Consider the following 19,212-nt stretch of genomic DNA (forward strand, 5'->3'; position numbering starts at 1 on the left):
ACCGTCATCGGCACGCTTGTTTTTGTTATTTCAAGTTCTCTGGGTTGAGTGGCAAGAGCGAGTCGACGACGAAACGCCCGTCCTTACGAATCAAGACATCATCGAACCAAATCTCGCCGCCGCCGTAATCAGGGCGTTGGATATTGACGAGGTCCCAATGGATTGACGAGTTGTTGCCGTTATAAGCGTCATCATACGCCTGACCCGGTGTAAAGTGGAAACTGCCGTCGATTTTCTCATCGAACAAGATATCCTTCATCGGATGTTGGATGTACGGGTTGACGCCGATGGCGAACTCGCCGACGAAACGTGCCCCTTCGTCCGTATTGAACACTTCATTGATTCGGTCTGTGTCGTTCGCTGTCGCATCGACAATCTTTCCATCTTTGAACGTCAACGACACGTTCTCGAACGTGAAGCCGTGATACGGTGACGGCGTGTTGTACGTGATGACACCGTTGATCGAATCTTTGACCGGAGCTGTGAACACTTCACCGTCCGGAATGTTCATTTGGCCAGAACACTTGATGGCCGGAATGTCTTTAATTGAGAACGTGAGGTCCGTCCCTGGTCCTTTGATTGTGACACGATCGGTCTCATTCATGAGGCTGACGAGCGCGTCCATGGCCCGGTCCATCTTACCGTAGTCGAGTGTGCAGACGTTGAAGTAGAAGTCTTCGAACGCCTCAGTCGATTTACCAGCGAGTTGTGCCATCGACGGCGATGGATAACGGAGCACGACCCATCTCGTTCCTTTGACGCGGTCCTCGGTATGCATTTTACCGATAGTGGCCCCGACGAGTTTTTGTTGCTCGGCCGGCACGTCTGACAGTTCGTTGATGTTGTCACCGGCACGAAGGCCGATGTAAGCGTCCATCGCTTGCATCTGTTTGCGTTCGATGTCGGCCATGAGTTCGAGCTGTTCCCGGCTCGCTCCCGTATAAAGTTTGCGCAAGATGCGGCTCTCTTTCAATAAGACGAACGGATGCCCCCCAGCCTCATACGCCTTTTCGACGAGCGCTTCGACAAGCGATTCCTCGACGCCGAAATTTTCAATGAGAACGCGTTCCCCCGGTTTCAATTCGACTGAATAATTGATTAATCCATCAGCGAGTTGCGTGATTCTTGGATCTCTCATACGAACACCCCTTTTAACTTTTTTAAATTTATTTCTATTTTAGTGTAATCGAAAACATAAAAACGGGTAAAGGAATAATCAGACCGGATGGCGAAAACGGTTGTGACAAATCTTTTGAGTCATAATGGTGCTATAATGAAACCACCACATTATCGAATAGGAGGAATGGATGCATGGAAATCACATTAGGAGGCATTGCAGGGCTCGTCGCAGCACTCGCATTTGTCGTACTCGTATTTTTCTTGGCACGTGTCTTGTCGAACGTCAATCGGACACTCGGCAGCGTCGCCAACACAACTGAAAACTTAGAACGTCAATTAGACGGAATCACAATGGAAGTGACGGCGCTCTTACATAAGACGAACCGTCTCGTGGATAACGTCGAGGAGAAAACAGAATTGCTCGCACCGGTGGCACACGCCCTTGATGAGCTCGGCACGTCACTCAACGAAGTGACAGAGTCGGTACGGACGGTTTCTTCTTCTGTTCACGTAGCAGCAGACGAGAATAAAGAGCAGATTGCCCAAGCGGTACGTTGGGGATCGGTCGCTGTAGAATTATTTAAGAAAAACAAAACAGAAACGTCTTCAGACGAACGACCATCACGTCGTCGCGGCCGTCGGGACCGTAAACAAGAACCGACTACGGTTTCACCAGGGTTGATTGCGACAGACGATACAATCAAATCATAACTATCACAAGGAGGAAGTAACGATGACATACGACAAGAACAAGACATATACGAATGAACAGCAATCAAGCGGTGGGTTTTTAGCTGGTGTCGTCCTCGGCGGCGTGATTGGTGCAGCAGTAGCACTCCTCACATCACCGAAGAGCGGACGTGAAGTACGGACATACCTCGACGAGAAAACGGCGACGTCGCGTGAGCGATTGACCGTCAAGTCGAAAGAAGTTCGTGAAAAAGCAGAACCGGTCGTCGGCGAATGGATTAAAGTAGCGAGCGATAAAGCGGCTCCGGTCTTAAACCTCGTCAAAGACAAGGCCCGTGAAGCGGCTGAATTGAAACAACAAGTCGATGAAGACGAATTGTCAATCGAAGAAGCGATGGAGAAAGCTGATCAACTCGTAGCGGAGGCGGAAGCCGAAGTGAAAGAGCAACTCGATAAGGCTTCAGAAGAGCAGTCGAACGAAGCAAAAGATTCGAACGAAGCGAAAGCCTCAAATGAGTCAAACGAGTCGTCGAAGTCAGAAGCGTCGACAGACAAACCGAAACAATCAGACAATAAGCCGAACGCGAACAAATCGAACGCGACGAAATCGGCTGCAAACAAACAAAAAACAACGAGCAGCCGTGACCAATCGGAAGACTATGAGTCAGACTTCGAGGCACCTGTGAAAGACTTGCTCGACGATGAGTCGAAACAAGAATTGAACAACTTGAAGCAAGACCTTAAAAACGGCAACAAATAAGTGATGACGCGTCCGGGACTAGCCGGGCGCTTTTTTTGTTGATTTTGTGTCGTCAGCCCATTTCCCTATGACAAAGCGATTAAAGTTCGTTATAATTAGGAATCTGGAAAGAACGGCTTAGAAATGAGAGGGTAATTATGAGTCCACAAGATCAGTTGAATCGATTACGTCGCGAGATGGATGAGTTGAATCGTGAGATGCTCGACTTGCTCAGCCGCCGTGGCACACTCGCTGTTGAGATTGGAAAAGTAAAACGTCTGCAAGGTGTGGAGCGATACGATCCGGTACGTGAACGTGAGATGCTCGACTTCATCGCGGCAGAGAATCCGGGTCCGTTCGAGACGGCTCGCTTGCAACATCTGTTCAAAGAGATGTTTAAAGCTTCGGCCGAACTGCAAGGCGAAGATCGTGACAAGACGCTGCTCGTTTCACGGAAACGCCAAGCCGAAGACACGATTGTCACGCTCGATGATGTCAAAATTGGCAATGGACGTCCGCAACTGATTGCGGGACCATGTGCGGTCGAATCGTTTGAGCAAGTGAACGCCGTCGCTGAGAAATTGGCGCTGTCCGGAGTGAAAATCTTGCGAGGCGGGGCGTACAAGCCACGTACTTCACCATACGACTTCCAAGGTCTCGGCTTCGAGGGGTTGAAACTGCTTAAGCAAGCGGCAGATCGTCATGACTTACGGGTCATCTCTGAAATCATGACGCCTGGTGCGGTCGAATCGGCACTTCCATACGTGGACATCATCCAAGTCGGTGCGCGCAATATGCAAAACTTCGACTTGCTGAAAGAAGTCGGGAAGACGGATAAACCGGTGCTCTTGAAGCGTGGCTTATCGGCTACGATTGAAGAGTTCATCTATGCGGCCGAGTACATCATGGCGAGCGGCAACAGCCAAGTCATCTTGTGCGAACGCGGCATCCGGACATATGAACGGGCGACACGCAACACGCTCGACATCACAGCGGTCCCGATTTTGAAACAAGAGACGCATTTGCCGGTCATGGTCGACGTGACGCACTCGACAGGACGACGCGACTTGTTACTGCCAGCGGCCAAAGCGGCGCTTGCAGTCGGAGCGGACGGAGTCATGGTGGAAGTACACCCGAACCCGGCCATCGCCTTATCGGATGCCCAGCAACAACTCGATTTCGATCAGTTCGATCAATTCGTGGACGGGCTAACGGCCCAGTTCCCTCAACTTGATTTGGTGAAAAAGTAAGCTTTCCAATTGGAAACGTTTTATATAGCGTGAAGACAGGGTAAAATGATGACAGATACCTGTCTTCCTTTTTTGACACGTTTTTTGAAAATCGTTTGAAAATCATTGCTTGTAGGAGGAGTTTTAATGAATAGTAACAATGTAACCATCTATGATGTCGCACGAGAAGCCGGGGTGTCGATGGCAACCGTCTCACGCGTCGTCAACGGAAACCCGAACGTCAAACCGACGACCCGCAAGAAAGTCCAGGATGCGATTGACCGTCTCGGCTATCGTCCGAACGCTGTCGCACGTGGACTGGCCAGTAAGAAGACGACGACGGTCGGCGTCATCGTCCCAGATATCTCGAACATCTTCTTCGCAGACCTTGCCCGCGGAATCGAGGACGTCGCGACGATGTACAAGTACAACATCATCCTCGGGAACTCGGACTCGAACCGTGACAAAGAGATCCATTTGTTGAACACATTGCTCGGGAAACAAGTCGACGGCATCATTTTCATGGGCGGTCGTCTGCATGAAGACCTCGTCAACGAGTTTAAGAAGTCACCGGTCCCAATCGTCCTCGCGGCGACACTCAACCAAGGGTATGACCTCCCTGCGGTCAACATCGATTATGAGCAAGCGGCATACGACGCGACCGAAATGTTGATTGGCCACGGTCATAAACAAGTCGGCTTCATCACAGGTCCACTCGAGCAACAAATCAATGGCGAGAAGAAATTCTCTGGCTACCGCCGTGCCCTTGACGACGCCGGACTCCCGTTCCGTGAGAGTGACGTCGTCCTTGGGAATTACACGTACGCATCAGGCCTTGAGGCGATGCAGAAGATGCTCGAACGTGACGATTGCCCGAAAGCGATTTTCGCCGGTACGGATGAGATGGCACTCGGTGTCATTCACGCGATTCAAGACGCCGGTTTCTCGGTCCCGAACGATTTTGAAGTCGTCGGCCATGATAACACGCGTCTCGCTACGATGATTCGTCCGAAATTGACGACGGTCGTCCAACCGATGTATGACATCGGTGCCGTTGCCATGCGTCTCTTGACGAAAATCTTGAATGCGGAAGAAGTCGAAGAGAAGAACGTTGTCTTGCCGCACCGCATCGAACGTCGCGATTCGGTACGTCAAGACTGAATAAAAATCCCCTCGCCTGTCGGAGTCACTCCGCGGACGAGGGGATTTTTTTAGACATATATTGATTTGCGATCGTTCGAAATGAACGGCCAGAACGCCCGTTTCGTCACTTCCCAATTTTTCTCCTCAATTTGTTGGCGTCGGGGAATATGTTGGAACGTGTACGGATGGTCATCCCAGCGTGTCGGCAAGGCTAAATCCGCTTTGTCCTGCCACTGCTCGATCCATTCGGACGGAATGTCGCCGCTGTACGGCGCCTCGCGCGTCAGTCCGGCCCACACTTGCGCCCAAGCCCGGGGTACGGTTCGATACCAATCATAGCCGCCGCCGCCGAGGGCGACGAGTCTTCCTTCCGTATACTCGTCGGCAAGTCGAGAGGCGATTTGAGGAATCTGTTCGAACGTCCGAATCGTCGAGGCAAGGTGCGTCAACGGATCAAAGGCATGAGCGTCGGCCCCGTTCTGCGTCACGATGATATCCGGCTTGAACCATTCGCACGCTTCCCGGAACACTGTCTCGTAACAGCGCAAGAACGACTCGTCTTGGGTGAACGCATCGACCGGGACGTTCCAGCTATAGCCGTACCCATTCCCGTTGCCGCGCTCTGTGACGGCTCCTGTCCCCGGGAACAGGTAGCGGCCGGTCTCGTGGATGGATAACGTCATCACATCGTCATCGTCATAAAACAGCCATTGTACGCCGTCTCCGTGGTGGGCGTCAGTATCGACATAGAGGACCCGGCTGCCGTACGCTTTACGGACGTGGGCGATGGCAACCGCTGCGTCGTTATACACGCAAAATCCGGACGCTTTCCGCCTCATCCCGTGATGGAGGCCGCCCCCGACGTGAAAGGCGCGCTCCAGTTTACCGCTCGCGACCAAATCGAGTGCGTGAACGGTGCCCCCGACGAGCCGGGCCGCCCCTTCATGGATGGTTGGGAAAATCGGCGTGTCTTCAGTGCCGAGGCCGAACTTGTTCGCTTTCAATGTCGACAGCTCACCGGCCGCCGCCGCTTGAACCGCTTCGATATAATCAAGGTCATGGACGAGCGCGAGCGACTCGACCGAGGCGAGGGACGGGGCGATGCACTCGGAGGCCTGAAGTTTACCTGAGGCGATGAGCAGGGACGTCGTCAGCTCCAGGCGGACCGGATTGAACGGATGATCCGCATGGAAGCGGTACGAGTTCTCGTTCTCCCCGAATATGTAGGCCGGTCTCATTGGGACATCTCCGGACCGAGCACGTCGTAACCCTCGCGTTTCAACCGTTCGATGATGCGGAGCGGATTCATCGTCTGGACGCGGAACGAGATGATGCGTTTATATGGGTCGGGCGTCGGATGAACGAACACGTTGATGATGTTGACGTTCGTCTTGGCGAGGAGCCGGGTCACTTTCTCGAGCGTCCCCGTCGTGTTAGCGACCAAGAGCTCAATCTGAGAGCTCGGCTCGAGCGCGCCCGTCAATTGGACGAAGTAACGCAATAAGTCTGTCTCGGTCAAGACGCCGACGAGTTTGCCTTGTTCGACAATCGGCAGGCAGGTCAGGCGATACTCATAAAACAGAGCGGCCGCATCTTCGAAGAAGTCGTACGGATGTGCCGTCGTCACATCTTGACGCATGATGCTCGAAACGGGGTTTTTGAAGTCGGCGCTCTCGCTCTCCGGATGGAACACGCTCGTCGCTCCGCTCATCTCGAACTGGCCGACGATTCCGACGACTTGTCGGGCCGGGTTGGTGACGATGAGATGGCGCACTTTATGATCACGCATGAGCTTGGCCGCATGGGCGATCGTGTTGGTCGGTTGAATCGTCACGACATGACGATTCATCATTTGTTCAATCAACATCCAGGTCCCTCCTTAGTCATACATGAACCGGCGCCGCAGCCGGAGCGAATCGAAATGGTCGATCGTTTCTTGCCGGACGTTCTTGCCAATCCGTGCCATGAGACAGTTGGCCGGATGCGAGGCAATCTCCGGGTCATCGGTCGGGAAGAAGACGAGTCCGCCGTGGTTCATCATCTTTTCCATCACTTTCCGATAGTCCCAGATCGAGAGCCCGCTCCCTTTCAAGTCCCAGTGCCAATAATATTCTGTCGTCAAAATCAAGAAGTCATCCATATGCGAGTCCATCATCGACACTTCGAGTAGCTGCTTGCCAATCCGTTGGCCACGGAAGCGCGGGCTCACTTCGATCGCGCCGAGCTCGAGGATATAGGGGTCGTTCCCTTCGCTCCAACGTTCATATGGGTCCGGATATAAATACGTGACATAACCGATGACGAGGTCATCGACGCGGGCCACGATGATGCGGCCTTCTTTCAAGTCAGCGATTTCGACGAGCGCCTTATGTTGGTCCTCAGGTTCACGAAATGCGGTCAATCCCTCATCGAGCCGATACGTGGCCAACACGTCGCTCTCGATCGGTCCATCGATGATTACGGCTCCGAGTGAGGTTTCCCACACCTTTGAATGATATTGTTTTTCCATGGAGTCACCACCTTTTCCACCTTCTATTATAGCGCTTTCATTTAGCTTGTTTCACACTCTTTTGGAGATTTTGGAAATTCATTGATTTGTCATAATATTAACACTATACTGAAAGTGGTTATACCATTCATTACAGGGGAGGCGAATCTTTAGCGATGGAAAAATTGAAAGCGTTATCAGGGGAACATCAATTGGCGTCGTATGAAGATGCTTGTCAGTCGTTCGAGTGGACACAAGCAGAAGCATTATTTTCTTGGAATTTGACGGGGAACGTCAATATGGCGTACGAAGCAATCGACCGTCACGCAGAAGGTGAACTCGCCACAAAGCTGGCGTTGCTCTATTTCGATGGGGAACGAGAAGAGCGCTACACGTATGAGGACATGAAACGAGAAAGCAATCGGGCCGGAAACGTTCTGAAATCGGTTGGAGTGGAGAAAGGCGACCGCGTCTTCATCTTCATGCCACGGAGTCCAGAACTTTATTTTATTTTGCTCGGTACACTCAAGCTCGGGGCGATCGTCGGTCCGTTGTTTGAGGCGTTCATGGAGCAAGCCGTCCACGACCGTCTGCTCGACTCGGAAGCGAAAGTCATCGTCACGACCGAGGCGCTCCTACCGCGTATCCCGGTCGATCAACTCCCGCACTTGGAGACGATTTTAATCGTCGGTGACGAGGTAAAAGAGGCAGGGAAAATCATCGACTACCGCAAATTGGCGGGTGATGCCTCGACCGATCTCGACATCACGTGGGTCGACCGCGAAGACGGCATGATTTTGCATTATACGTCAGGGTCGACCGGGAAACCGAAAGGTGTCTTGCATGTCCATAACGCCATGGTGCAGCATTTGATGACCGGCAAATGGGTGCTTGACTTGCAACCGGACGACATTTACTGGTGCACAGCCGATCCAGGTTGGGTGACGGGTACGAGCTACGGGATTTTCGCACCGTTCTTGAACGGGGCGACGAACGTAATCGTCGGGGGACGATTCAATCCTGAGTTCTGGTATTCGGTCATCGAACGGTTCGGTGTCACGGTCTGGTACAGCGCGCCGACAGCGTTTCGGATGCTCATGGGTGCCGGAGAAGAGGCGTTTGAAAAATATGATTTGTCGTCACTCCGCCATATCCTGTCGGTCGGAGAACCGCTCAATCCGGAAGTCATTCGTTGGGGGAACGAATCGTTCGGATTACGGATTCATGACACGTGGTGGATGACAGAGACCGGCGCGATGATGATTTGTAACTATCCGACGATGGATATCAAACCGGGGTCGATGGGCAAAGCTATCCCGGGTTGTGAAGCGGCCATCTTAGACGACCGCGGTCAACCACTCCCGCCTCACCGGATGGGCAACTTGGCACTCAAGACGCCATGGCCGTCGATGATGCGGAAAATTTGGAAGAATGACGCCAAGTATGAGAGCTACTTCTGGGGTGACTGGTACGTCTCAGGTGACTCGGCGTATATGGACGAGGACGGTTACTTCTGGTTCCAAGGCCGCGTCGATGACGTCATCATGACGGCAGGGGAACGGGTCGGTCCGTTCGAAGTCGAGAGCCGTCTCGTCGAGCATCCAGCTGTCGCCGAGGCCGGGGTTATCGGGAAACCAGATCCGGTCCGCGGCGAGATCATCAAGGCGTTCATCGCGCTCCGTAAAGGCTATGAGCCGTCGGACGAGTTGAAGGCGGAGATTCAAAAGTTCGTCAAAGAAGGTCTCGCGGCTCACGCGGCTCCGCGTGAGATCGAGTTCAAAGACAAATTGCCGAAAACGCGAAGCGGGAAAATCATGCGTCGCGTCTTGAAAGCATGGGAGTTGAACCTCGAGACGGGTGACTTATCGACAATGGAAGATTGAACGACAAAAGGTCGACACGCGATGTGTCGACCTTTCTTGTCGGATTAGGCGCCGTCTGCAGCTTCGGCGTCTTCTTTCTTCTTGTCTTCCTCAGCCTTTTTCTCAGCTTCGGCTTTCTTCTTTGCTTCTTCTTCAGCTTTCTTCTTATCAGCTTCCGCTTTTTTCTTTGCGTCGGCTTCTGCTTTCGCTTTTGCGTCAGCCGCTGCCTTTTCCTTCGCAGCAGCGTCAGCTTCTTGTTTCTCTTCTTCAGCTTCCTGTTTCTGCTCTTCAGCCTCTTGTTTCTTCTCTTCGGCTTCTTCTTTCTTCTTCGCCTCTTCTTCGGCTTTCTTCTTCGCTTCCTCTTCCTTCTTCTTCTCTTCGACTTTTTTCTTCTCAGAGAATGAACCAGAGTCACCGAAGTCGCCAGCTCTTACGCTAGCCGGTTGTACGAAGCGAGCGTTCGAGTTGAACACTTCTGGACGATCGAGATAGACGTTGTTGGCAATCTTAGACCACATACCTTGTGTCCGTTGGTAGTAGCGGCCATAAGCGCCTCCGTCAGTCAAACCATTTTCTTTATCATATCCTGTCCAGACGGCAAGCGTGACACCCGGTGTCGAACCGACCAAGTAGGAGTCGCGAATATCTTGGGTCGTACCCGTTTTACCCATCCAGTCGCCGGGGACGTTCAAGAGCGAGTTGGCATACGTCGCTGTTCCTGACGTATAGACGTCACGGAGCATATCGACAATCAAGTAGGCCGTACGATCTGAGTAGATACGTGTCTTCTTCGGATTTTTCTCGTAAATGACTTCACCTTGATACTCGACGCGGTCGATGATATACGGTTCGACATGTTCACCACCGTTGGCAAGCATCGCATAACCTGAGGCAAGTGATGCGAGTGAGACCGAGCTGACACCGAGTGCCATTGATGGCGCGTCGCGTGTATCGTCAGGGACGTTCATGCCCATCTGAATCAATTTCTCCGTATCATTTCTAAAGTCGCCTTGCTCTTCGTAAATTTTCACGGCCGGGACGTTTCGCGATAGCTTCAACGCGTCACGAGCCGTCATCGGTCCACGGTAGCCGCGGTCTTCGTTTCGAACCGAAATCGTATTCGGGTTTGTACCGTTTTGGTATTTATACTCCTCATCGATGATGACCGTATCCGTCGTGATGAGACCTTTTTCAATCGCGTTCGCATAAACGAGTAACGGCTTCGCTGTCGACCCGATTTGGCGTTCCATTAAACGGGCGCGGTTGAAGTCATCGGCCTTACCGTTCACATAACGACCACCGACGAATCCGAGGATGCGACCGGTCTTGTTGTCGAGCATGATGGCTGCCGTTTGCTCCGGACCTTGGTCAGGATCGACATTTGGTGAATTGTTTGGTCCAAAGTTATTGACGTTCCGGGCCGGTTGTTGCATCGATTCGTGAACTTGTTTATCGAGTGACAAATGAATCTTGTATCCACCTTGACGGAGCGCGTTGTGAGCGCGACGTCCGTACGTGTTCGTAATTTCTTTGCGCTCTTCTGCACTCAATTCGTTCACGTTCACGCCATCTTGTTTAAGCATGTGGTCCCGAACGATAATGAGAGCATCTTCTTCAGCCCATTGCACGACATACGGATAGCGGTCACGCGGCTTCGATTGCGTCTTCATGAAGTCTTTTGTGATGTCGTAGTTGTATGCAGCGTCGTAGTCTTTTTTCGTGATTTTCCCGGCTACGTACATCCGGTTGAGTACCGTTTTCATCCGGTTGATGGCCGGTGCCACGTCCTCTTTAATGACACCGCCTTGGTAATACGGTGTGTACAAGAACGGGTTTTTCGGAATCCCGGCGAGGAAAGCAGCTTGTGGCAACGTCAATTTCTCAGCCGATGTGTTGAAGACACCGCGAGCGGCTGCTTCAATCCCTGAGATGTTGCGTCCCATCGAGTTTCGTCCGAATGAGACGACGTTCAAGTACGCGTTCAAGATCTCATCTTTGTTCATTGCTTTCTCGAGGCGAAGGGCGAGTAAAATCTCTTTCGCTTTTCGTTCGAACGACACTTCGTTCGTCAGCATTTGGTTCTTGATGAGCTGTTGTGTGAGCGTAGAGCCACCGGTCCGATCTTCCGATCCGGTCGCTTCTTGTAAGATGGCACGGAGCGTCGCTTTCGGGACGACACCATCATGTTCGTAAAACTCGACGTCCTCTGTGGCGAGTAATGCGTCGACGACGAACGGAGAAACTTTATCGACGGCGACGGGAATCCGTACTTCATCCGTCGTGTAGTTTCCGATTCGTTCACCGCTTCCAAAATAAATGTCAGAAGTCGATGAGTACGTGTTGATTTGTGACGTCATCGTCTTATATGCAGGTGCCGGCATATCCTTGACGAGAGAAGCGAAATAACCCGCTCCGATCCCGGCGCCTAAAAATCCAATGAGAACGACTGATATAATCGTTAGGAGCAGGACGTTCCACGATACATCGTAAAATACATTGGCATAACGGCGGGCTTTCAAGGACTTTGGTTGGTTCCATGTGTCTCGAATCTTTTGCAGCATGACAGCCTCCTTAATATGGTGTAAAACTATTTTGGACAGTAATATATACGATTATAGCACAAGTCATTGCTGACCTTCCTCACAATCAACTGTCGGCTGCAAGTTTCCATCTTCCAGTTGACAATTTGGAAATGGAACTTATAAAATGTAAAGCATAGTCCATAAACAAAGATGCTATGAAGAAAGCGAAGTAGTCGACTGACCGCTTGTCCAGAAAGCTAGTGGGTGCTGTGAACTAGCCAATGTCAATCGATGAATTACACTTTTGGAGCGTGCCGTTCGGCCGGGTCGAGACCGTTATCTCTCGCTACAAGTGGCCACAGCTGTGGCAATTAGGGTGGTACCGCGGAATCTCCGTCCCTTCTCATATGAGAAGGGACGTTTTTTTTATGTCAATCGAAGGAGTGGAACAGATGGAATTATTGAAGGATTTAGAATTTCGAGGTCTCGTCAACCAAATGACGGACGAAGCAGGATTGAAAGAACAGTTGAACAAACCGACGACGCTTTACACCGGGTTCGACCCGACGGCGGACTCGCTTCATATCGGGCACTTGCTCCCGATTTTAACACTCAAACGTTTCCAAGAGGCGGGACACCACGTCATCGCCCTCGTCGGTGGCGCGACCGGGATGATTGGTGATCCGTCAGGTCGTTCGGACGAGCGTTCGCTCAACACGCTCGACACGGTCAAACAGTTCTCGGATCGGATCAAAGACCAATTGAGCCGTTTCCTCCCGCTCGAAGGTGAGAATCCAATCTCTATCCGCAACAACTACGAGTGGACGGAAGAGTTATCGATTATCGATTTCTTACGTGATATCGGGAAACACTTCCCGATCAGCTACATGCTCGCCAAAGACTCGGTCGACTCACGTTTGGAGAACGGAATCTCGTACACGGAATTCTCATACATGTTGTTGCAATCGTTCGACTTCTTAAAGTTGTACGAAAACGAGAACTGCCGCCTTCAAGTCGGGGGCAGCGACCAGTGGGGCAACATCACGGCCGGTCTCGAACTCATCCGCCGCTTCGGTCACTCGGAGAAGGCGTTCGGGTTGACGGTGCCGCTCGTGACGAAGTCGGACGGTCAAAAGTTCGGGAAGACGGCGGGCGGTGCAGTCTGGCTCGACGCCGATAAGACGACGCCATACGAGTTTTACCAGTTCTGGATTAACGTCGACGACGCTGACGTCATCAAGTTCATCAAATACTTCACGTTCATGTCGCACGAAGATATCTTGGCGCTCGAAGCAGAAGTGGTCGCTGCACCGGAGAAGCGTGTCGCCCAACGTCGTCTCGCCGAAGAGATGACAAAACTCGTCCACGGAGAAGCAGGTCTCGATCAAGCGCAACGCATCACGACTGCCTTCTTTAGTGGCGACTTGAAAACGCTCAAACCAGAAGACATGGATGCCGCATTTAAAGGCATGCCACAGTTCGAGCTTGACGGCGAGCGCAACCTCGTCGACCTTCTTGTCGAAGCGAAGATTGCACCATCGAAACGTCAAGCCCGTGAAGACGTTCAAAACGGGGCGATTTACTTGAATGGGGAGCGGGAGCAGTCGCTCGATAAGACGGTGACACGCGCCGATACGCTCGGTGAGTTCACCATCATCCGTCGCGGTAAGAAAAAATACTTCGTGATCCGTCACGTCTGATGCATGCGTCCATGTCCGCCAATGTTGCGAACATGGACGTTTTTTTCTGTCTCAACATCGATTCGGTCTGCTACGATAGCAAGTATAGACGACAAGGAGGATTTGTTATGGATATTGAAGAATTTTTTGGCGAGCAGTTCCATCAATGGCGCGAGCGGTTCCGGTACTACGAGATGGCGATCACTGAACTCGAGAGCGATCTCGGCATCATCGACCTCGATTGGCAGACGCGGCTCGGCTATTCGCCGATTGAACACGTGAAGACGAGGATGAAGACGCTGCCGTCCATCATTCGGAAGATGAATCAAAAAGGACTTCCCCTAGAAGTGGAAGCGCTGTGGGACAATATATCTGACGTCGCCGGAGTGCGGATCGTCACGAGTTTCCGCGATGACATTTACGCCATCCTCGATCATTTGAAAAAACGGGACGATTTAGAAATTGATGAGATTAAGGATTACATCCAACATCCGAAACCGAGCGGCTATCGGAGCCTGCATCTTATCGTCCGAACGAAAGTGTATTTGGCGGAACGCGTCATCTGGGTGCCCGCCGAGATTCAAATTCGCACGCTCGCCATGGACTTTTGGGCGGCGACGGAGCATAAGCTTCATTATAAATACCAGCACGTCGTCCCGGAGGCGTCGAAACTCGAATTGATTGAAGCGGCGAAGATGGCGGATGCGCTCGATACCCAGATGGGCCGGATTCGTGAACAGATTTTAAAGAAATAAAAAAATCCCCTTTCCTGCCTCGGCAGGAAAGGGGATAAAAGCATTAACGTGAGTAGTACTCAACGATGAGTTGCTCTTTGATTTGGTCGTTCAATTCAGCGCGCTCAGGAAGACGTACGAATGTACCTTCGAGCTTCTCAGCATCGAATGTGACGTAGTCTTTTGTAGCTGGTGCTACTTCGAGAGCTTCAGCGATCGCTTTGAAGTTTTTAGACTTCTCGCGAACTGAAATGACTTGACCTGGTTTTACACGGTAAGACGCGATGTCTACACGTGAACCGTCAACTTGGATGTGACCGTGGTTGACGAGTTGGCGCGCTCCGCGACGTGTGCGAGCGAGACCCATACGGTAAACGAGGTTGTCAAGGCGTGACTCGAGCAAGAACATGAAGTTCTCACCGTGGATACCTTGCATTTTCCCAGCATCGTTGAAGATGCGACGGAATTGCTTCTCGTTGATTCCGTACATGTGACGGAGTGCTTGCTTCGCTTGAAGCTGAAGACCGTATTCAGAGATTTTACGACGACCATTTCCGTGTTGACCTGGTGCGTAAGGACGTTTTGCTAATTCTTTACCCGTTTCGCTAAGCGAGATGCCTAAGCGACGCGAGAGTTTCCAAGCTGGACCTGTGTAACGAGCCATGTTTGGACTCCTCCTTGTTGTTCATGTATTTTGCACAAAAGAACAACGGTGTCAAAGACGGGTGACGCCCCTTTCTAGGTTCAAGCACCTTCACTTGATAGCGAAGCTACGAGATGCTCCTCCGACTCAGTCGAGGCCCGAAAGGTGGATACGTCTGTCAATGACTGCTATCGTCATTTCATGCACAAAAATCAGTATACGACGAAACGATTCGCTTGTCAATCAGATGAAGCGAAGTAATGTCTGGCAAAATTGCTCGAGCCCTTGGCGGTCGACATCTGAGAAGCGGTCGAACTCGGGGCTGTCGATATCGAGGACACCGATCGTCTTGCCGTCGCGAACGAGCGGGACGACGATTTCTGAGTTAGAAGCCGCGTCACAAGCGATATGGCCCGGGAATTGATGGACGTCTGCGATGAGTTGCGTCTCTTGCGTCGAGGCCGCCGTGCCGCAAACTCCTTTACCGAACGCGATATGGACACAAGCCGGAAGGCCTTGGAACGGTCCGAGGATGAGGGCATCTTCTCCCTCTGTTAAATAGAATCCGACCCAGTTGATGCGGTCGAGGAACTGGTTGAGCAATGCGCTCGCGTTCGATAGATTGGCGACACGGTTCGTCTCGCCTTCTAGAAGTGCTGCCAACTGTTTATTGAGCATGTCGTACCCGGCGGCCAAATCGCCGGTGTAAGTCGTTGTTTGAAACATTTGATTCCCTCCTATGAATGAATGCATGATGAATTAGCATTATGGTACACGCATTTTTTCGGTTTGTCTTCTCAAAAGATTCGCGTGGAAAATAACATTCTCTCCCTAAACTGTTGGAAAACCTATGCAAATCATTGGTTCTATAATATGATTAGTATTATCTATACTCATAAAATACTTCATTTATTCATTTAGATACATAAGTCCACGAAAGCGGCTTGGAGGTTGTGACAGAGATGGATTACGGAATCTACGGAATTTTAATTGGAATCATTGTCATCGCATTAGGGGCCATGCTGGGAAGCATGCTCGTGCGAAGGAATTTTTACCAGAAAATTGATGATTTAGACATGCGCAAACAAAGTGTGCTCAGCGCCAGTGTGCCGGCTGAACTGCAGAAGTTCAAACAATGGCCGATGGAAGGCGAGACGAAAGAGAAGTTCGAACGGTGGCATCAGTCGTGGGACGAACTCGTCAGCGTACATACGGGACAAATCGATGAGGCGCTCTATCATGCCGAAGAAGATTTGGACAAATATCGCTTCCTTAAAGTGAAATCCGATTTGAACGCGACGGAACAGTTGATTGAAGAGCTCGAGTCGATGGTACACGCCATGCTCGATGAGATGGATGAGTTCAATCAACACCATTCGTCGCTTCTCGATATCGTCAAAAAAGACGAGAAAGAGTTGTATCAATTCCGGAAGACGCTCGTCGCCCAAAACAGTGCGTTTGGTCCGACATACGAGCTCGTCGAGTCTGAAATCGCGGCAGCGGAAGCGAAGCGGACCGAGATGATCACGTTGAAGCAGGAAGGACAAGTGTCGGAGGCGTATATCGCCGGCCAAGTCTTGTCTGAGAAAGTGACGAAGATTCGTGAACTCGTCGGCGTCATCCCGCAGTTCGTGCGCACGGTGCAAATCGATTTGAAACAACAGCTCAACCAGTTGCGCTCGGGTCATAAAGAGATGCAAATGGACGGCTACGCGCTTGAGCCGCTCGGTTTAATGGAAGAGATCGAGCAAGCGGAAGATCGCCGGGCCGCGCTCATGGACCGGATTGAACAACTCGACTTCGATCATTTCGAGATGGACATGCAACAGCTCAGCTCGGACATCGATCAGCTGTTCGAAGCGTTCCGGACCGAAGTCGATGCACGCCAATACGTGAAAAAAGAATTCGCGACCGTGAAAGAACGTGACCGCCAGACGAGTGAAGTCATGGCTCGTCTCCATCAAGAGATGACCCGGCTCGTCAGCAATTACGAGATTAATGCCCGTGTCGGCGAAGAGTTTGAACAGCTCGAACGGGAGCGTGCGACGCTCACGGCGAACGTACTCGACATCGAACAGGCGCTCGTCGCCCAGATGATTCCGTTCAGCATGATTAAATCAAAAGTACAAGAAGCGAAACGTTCGCTCGATCAGTTCAGTGCAATGCATGAACGGTTCATCGAGAACACGAACTCCCTTCGCAAAGAAGAACTCGAAGTCCGCAACAAACTCGAGTCATGGAAGCGCGAACTGTCTGCCCATCGCCGTTTGCTCGCGAAGAGCGCCATGCCGGTCGTTCCGACTGATTTGACGAGCGATATGCGCCAGTTGCAAAAAGGCGTGCAATCGTTGGATGAACAGTTCGAGAAAGCACCGTTTAATATGACGTATATCGTCGGCCTCAGCCACGACGTCGAAGAGACGATGGACAACTTCCGGGACCGGGTCAAAGCGCTCTTGCGCCAAGTCACGTACGCCGAACAGCTTCTGCAGTATGCGAACCGCTATCGCCGTCGCGACAACGAGGTGCATATCGCCTTGACGCTCGCCGAGAACAAGTTTTTACATGGTGAGTATGGGACGGCCGTCGAGATTGGCGAGCGTGTCCTCGGACGTTTCGATGAAGGAGCGGCCCGTGAGATTCGCCAACGTGTCGAAAAAGGATTGGAACAGCAAGAGCTATTACGAAAATAATGATGCATGAAGATTGACGTAAACGGGAATTAACGTGTACGTCAATCTTTTTTGAATCGAGGAGGAATTTTGTGATGGGAACGCTATGGGTTAACGGAAAGATTTATACGATGAACAAAGAGCATGAACAAGCTCGTGCCATGTACGTGGAGCACGGCCGGATCTTGAAGATGGGAGAAGAAGGCCACCTTCGTCGTACATACGCCGGAAGAATCAAGCAAATTGTGAATCTTGAAGGGAAGAGCGTCTATCCGGCGTTCACCGACTCACACATCCACTTGATCGGGTACGGGGAAGCGCTCGACCGGATCGATGCGACCGAGACGACGGACTTGCAAGCTCTGCTCGAATCGATGAAGCAAAAGGGTGGAAACGACGATTGGATCGTCGCGGAAGGGTTCAATGACCGTCTGCTTGGCGAGATGCCGACGCGTGAGATGATTGATGCCGTCATTCCGGACCGCCCCGTCGTCTTGAAACGGGTCTGTCGCCACGTTGCCGTCGTCAACTCGAAAGGGTTGGAACGGCTCGGCTTGATTCATCATACCGTCATCGAAGGCGGGAAGCTCGGACGCGATGCGGACGGCAAGTTGAACGGGGTACTGTACGATGCGGCGCTCGACCTGCTCCACAAAGAGCTGGGCGGGAATCGCGAGAAAAATGTCGCCTCGCTCCACCGGGCCATCGACTCTCTGTTCGCCCACGGCATCGTCAATGCCCATACGGAAGACTTGTTCTATCACGGTGACCCGCTCGAGACGATTCAAGCGTATGAAGACGTGTTGGCGGATCTCCCGTTCCACGCGCATCTGCTCGTCCATGAACAAGTCGTCGATACGTTGATTCGTCACGATGCGCTCGCCAAGCGCCCGCGTTTTGATTTCGGGGCGATGAAATTGTTCGTCGACGGATCGTTCGGGGGACGGACGGCACTCTTGTCGGAACCGTACACGGATGATCCGGCACAGCGGGGAATCGAGGTCCATCGTCCGGATCATCTCGAGGCGCTTGTCAAAAAGGCGCGGTCCTACGGGATGAACGTGGCGGCCCACGTGATTGGGGACGCCGCCGCCGAACAGTTCATCACGCTGCTTGAGAAATATCCGGCCAAGCGCGGGACGAGAGACCGAATCATTCACGCTTCACTCTTGAACGACGCGCTCTTGAAACGGATTCAAGCGTTGCCGGTGTTGATTGATGCCCAACCGATTTTCTTGTCGGACGACATGAACTTGTTGTTCGATCGGCTCGGCAACGACCGCGTCGATGACGCCTACCGCTTCAAATCGATGCTCGATACGGGAGCGCTCGTCCTTGGAGGCAGTGACGCCCCGATTTCTACCGTCGATGTACGGAAAGGTTTGTATGCGGCGGTCACCCGTCAGTCATTTGAGGAGTCAGGGGCGCTCAACCCGCCGGAACGCCTATCGATGTATGAGGCGCTCCGTAGCTTCACGTATGCACCACGTGTCGCCACAGGCACACACGGACGCGACGGCTTGTTGATTCAGAGCTATAACGCGACGTTCACAGTGTGGGAAGAGGACTTCTTCGACTTGCGTGGACGCGACATCCTCGACAACCGACTCGTCATGACGGTCGTCGACGGGGCTCCGGTATACGAGGCCGACGTCGTCAACACGTAATAAAAAAAGGCTAGCCATCCACGAG

General features: G+C 52.1%; 16 protein-coding genes and 1 other annotated feature. Of the genes, 9 read left to right on the forward strand and 7 right to left on the reverse strand.

The window, feature by feature from the left end:
* Positions 1-25: 25 nt before the first annotated feature.
* Positions 26-1,138 (reverse strand): aminopeptidase, encoded by a 1,113-nt coding sequence (locus KNP82_RS02120; RefSeq protein WP_021065586.1) that lies wholly within the window; start codon positions 1,136-1,138, stop codon positions 26-28.
* A 173-nt stretch (positions 1,139-1,311) separates the two neighbouring features.
* Here KNP82_RS02120 and KNP82_RS02125 point away from each other — a divergent pair, with 173 nt between their 5' ends.
* From KNP82_RS02125 to ccpA, 4 genes are all read left to right on the forward strand, one after another.
* Positions 1,312-1,830: a DUF948 domain-containing protein gene (locus tag KNP82_RS02125; protein WP_021065587.1), complete on the forward strand. Its 519-nt coding sequence runs from the start codon at positions 1,312-1,314 to the stop codon at positions 1,828-1,830.
* A gap of 22 nt (positions 1,831-1,852) precedes the next feature.
* Positions 1,853-2,569 carry a YtxH domain-containing protein gene (locus tag KNP82_RS02130; protein WP_029595164.1) on the forward strand — a complete coding sequence of 239 codons (717 nt, stop codon included), beginning with the start codon at positions 1,853-1,855 and terminating at the stop codon, positions 2,567-2,569.
* 137 nt (positions 2,570-2,706) lie between these two features.
* A complete protein-coding gene (locus KNP82_RS02135; protein WP_021065589.1) occupies positions 2,707-3,798 on the forward strand; it encodes a bifunctional 3-deoxy-7-phosphoheptulonate synthase/chorismate mutase in 1,092 nt (363 codons plus the stop codon).
* Positions 3,799-3,924: 126 nt separating this feature from the next.
* On the forward strand, positions 3,925-4,938 hold the full coding sequence (ccpA, locus tag KNP82_RS02140; RefSeq protein ID WP_021065590.1) for a catabolite control protein A: 1,014 nt from the start codon (positions 3,925-3,927) through the stop codon (positions 4,936-4,938).
* Between the two features lie 50 nt (positions 4,939-4,988).
* Here the strand turns inward: ccpA and KNP82_RS02145 are convergent, their stop codons facing one another.
* From KNP82_RS02145 to KNP82_RS02155, 3 genes are read right to left on the reverse strand one after another with little or no spacing between them, the layout of a single operon-like run.
* The gene (locus KNP82_RS02145; RefSeq protein WP_131471300.1) at positions 4,989-6,158 is read right to left on the reverse strand and encodes an acetoin utilization protein AcuC; all 1,170 of its coding nucleotides are present in this window, start codon (positions 6,156-6,158) and stop codon (positions 4,989-4,991) included.
* On the reverse strand, positions 6,155-6,787 hold the full coding sequence (locus tag KNP82_RS02150) for an acetoin utilization AcuB family protein (protein ID WP_214826887.1): 633 nt from the start codon (positions 6,785-6,787) through the stop codon (positions 6,155-6,157). Before KNP82_RS02150 ends, KNP82_RS02145 begins: the two co-directional genes overlap by 4 nt.
* Before the next feature lie 12 nt (positions 6,788-6,799).
* Positions 6,800-7,429, reverse strand: coding sequence for a GNAT family N-acetyltransferase (locus tag KNP82_RS02155; protein ID WP_058764004.1), 630 nt, complete (start codon positions 7,427-7,429; stop codon positions 6,800-6,802).
* Positions 7,430-7,584: 155 nt separating this feature from the next.
* Here KNP82_RS02155 and acsA point away from each other — a divergent pair, with 155 nt between their 5' ends.
* Positions 7,585-9,291, forward strand: a complete 1,707-nt coding sequence (gene acsA / locus KNP82_RS02160; protein WP_021065594.1) for an acetate--CoA ligase — start codon at positions 7,585-7,587, stop codon at positions 9,289-9,291.
* Positions 9,292-9,335: 44 nt separating this feature from the next.
* On the opposite strand, the gene KNP82_RS02165 is transcribed toward acsA, so the two are convergent.
* A complete protein-coding gene (locus KNP82_RS02165) occupies positions 9,336-11,831 on the reverse strand; it encodes a transglycosylase domain-containing protein (RefSeq protein WP_214826890.1) in 2,496 nt (831 codons plus the stop codon).
* 167 nt (positions 11,832-11,998) lie between these two features.
* Positions 11,999-12,196: a binding site (T-box leader), on the forward strand.
* 48 nt (positions 12,197-12,244) lie between these two features.
* On the opposite strand from KNP82_RS02165, the gene tyrS reads away from it, so the two are divergent.
* Together tyrS and KNP82_RS02175 are read left to right on the forward strand one after the other, a co-directional pair.
* Positions 12,245-13,492 (forward strand): tyrosine--tRNA ligase, encoded by a 1,248-nt coding sequence (gene tyrS / locus KNP82_RS02170; RefSeq protein WP_214826893.1) that lies wholly within the window; start codon positions 12,245-12,247, stop codon positions 13,490-13,492.
* A gap of 107 nt (positions 13,493-13,599) precedes the next feature.
* Entirely contained in the window at positions 13,600-14,226 is a 627-nt protein-coding gene (locus KNP82_RS02175; protein WP_021065597.1) for a GTP pyrophosphokinase, read from the forward strand.
* 43 nt (positions 14,227-14,269) lie between these two features.
* Here the strand turns inward: KNP82_RS02175 and rpsD are convergent, their stop codons facing one another.
* Both rpsD and KNP82_RS02185 read right to left on the reverse strand, forming a co-directional pair.
* Positions 14,270-14,869 (reverse strand): 30S ribosomal protein S4, encoded by a 600-nt coding sequence (rpsD, locus tag KNP82_RS02180; RefSeq protein WP_029595169.1) that lies wholly within the window; start codon positions 14,867-14,869, stop codon positions 14,270-14,272.
* Between the two features lie 222 nt (positions 14,870-15,091).
* Entirely contained in the window at positions 15,092-15,574 is a 483-nt protein-coding gene (locus KNP82_RS02185; RefSeq protein WP_021065599.1) for a GAF domain-containing protein, read from the reverse strand.
* 236 nt (positions 15,575-15,810) lie between these two features.
* Between KNP82_RS02185 and ezrA the strand changes: the two genes are divergently transcribed.
* Complete coding sequence (gene ezrA / locus KNP82_RS02190) at positions 15,811-17,541, forward strand: septation ring formation regulator EzrA (RefSeq protein WP_021065600.1); 1,731 nt, start codon at positions 15,811-15,813, stop codon at positions 17,539-17,541.
* Positions 17,542-17,615: 74 nt separating this feature from the next.
* Positions 17,616-19,187 (forward strand): amidohydrolase, encoded by a 1,572-nt coding sequence (locus KNP82_RS02195; RefSeq protein ID WP_021065601.1) that lies wholly within the window; start codon positions 17,616-17,618, stop codon positions 19,185-19,187.
* Positions 19,188-19,212: the final 25 nt, after the last annotated feature.

Source organism: Exiguobacterium sp. s26 (assembly GCF_018618235.1).
GTDB classification, from domain to species: Bacteria; Bacillota; Bacilli; order Exiguobacteriales; family Exiguobacteriaceae; genus Exiguobacterium; species Exiguobacterium chiriqhucha.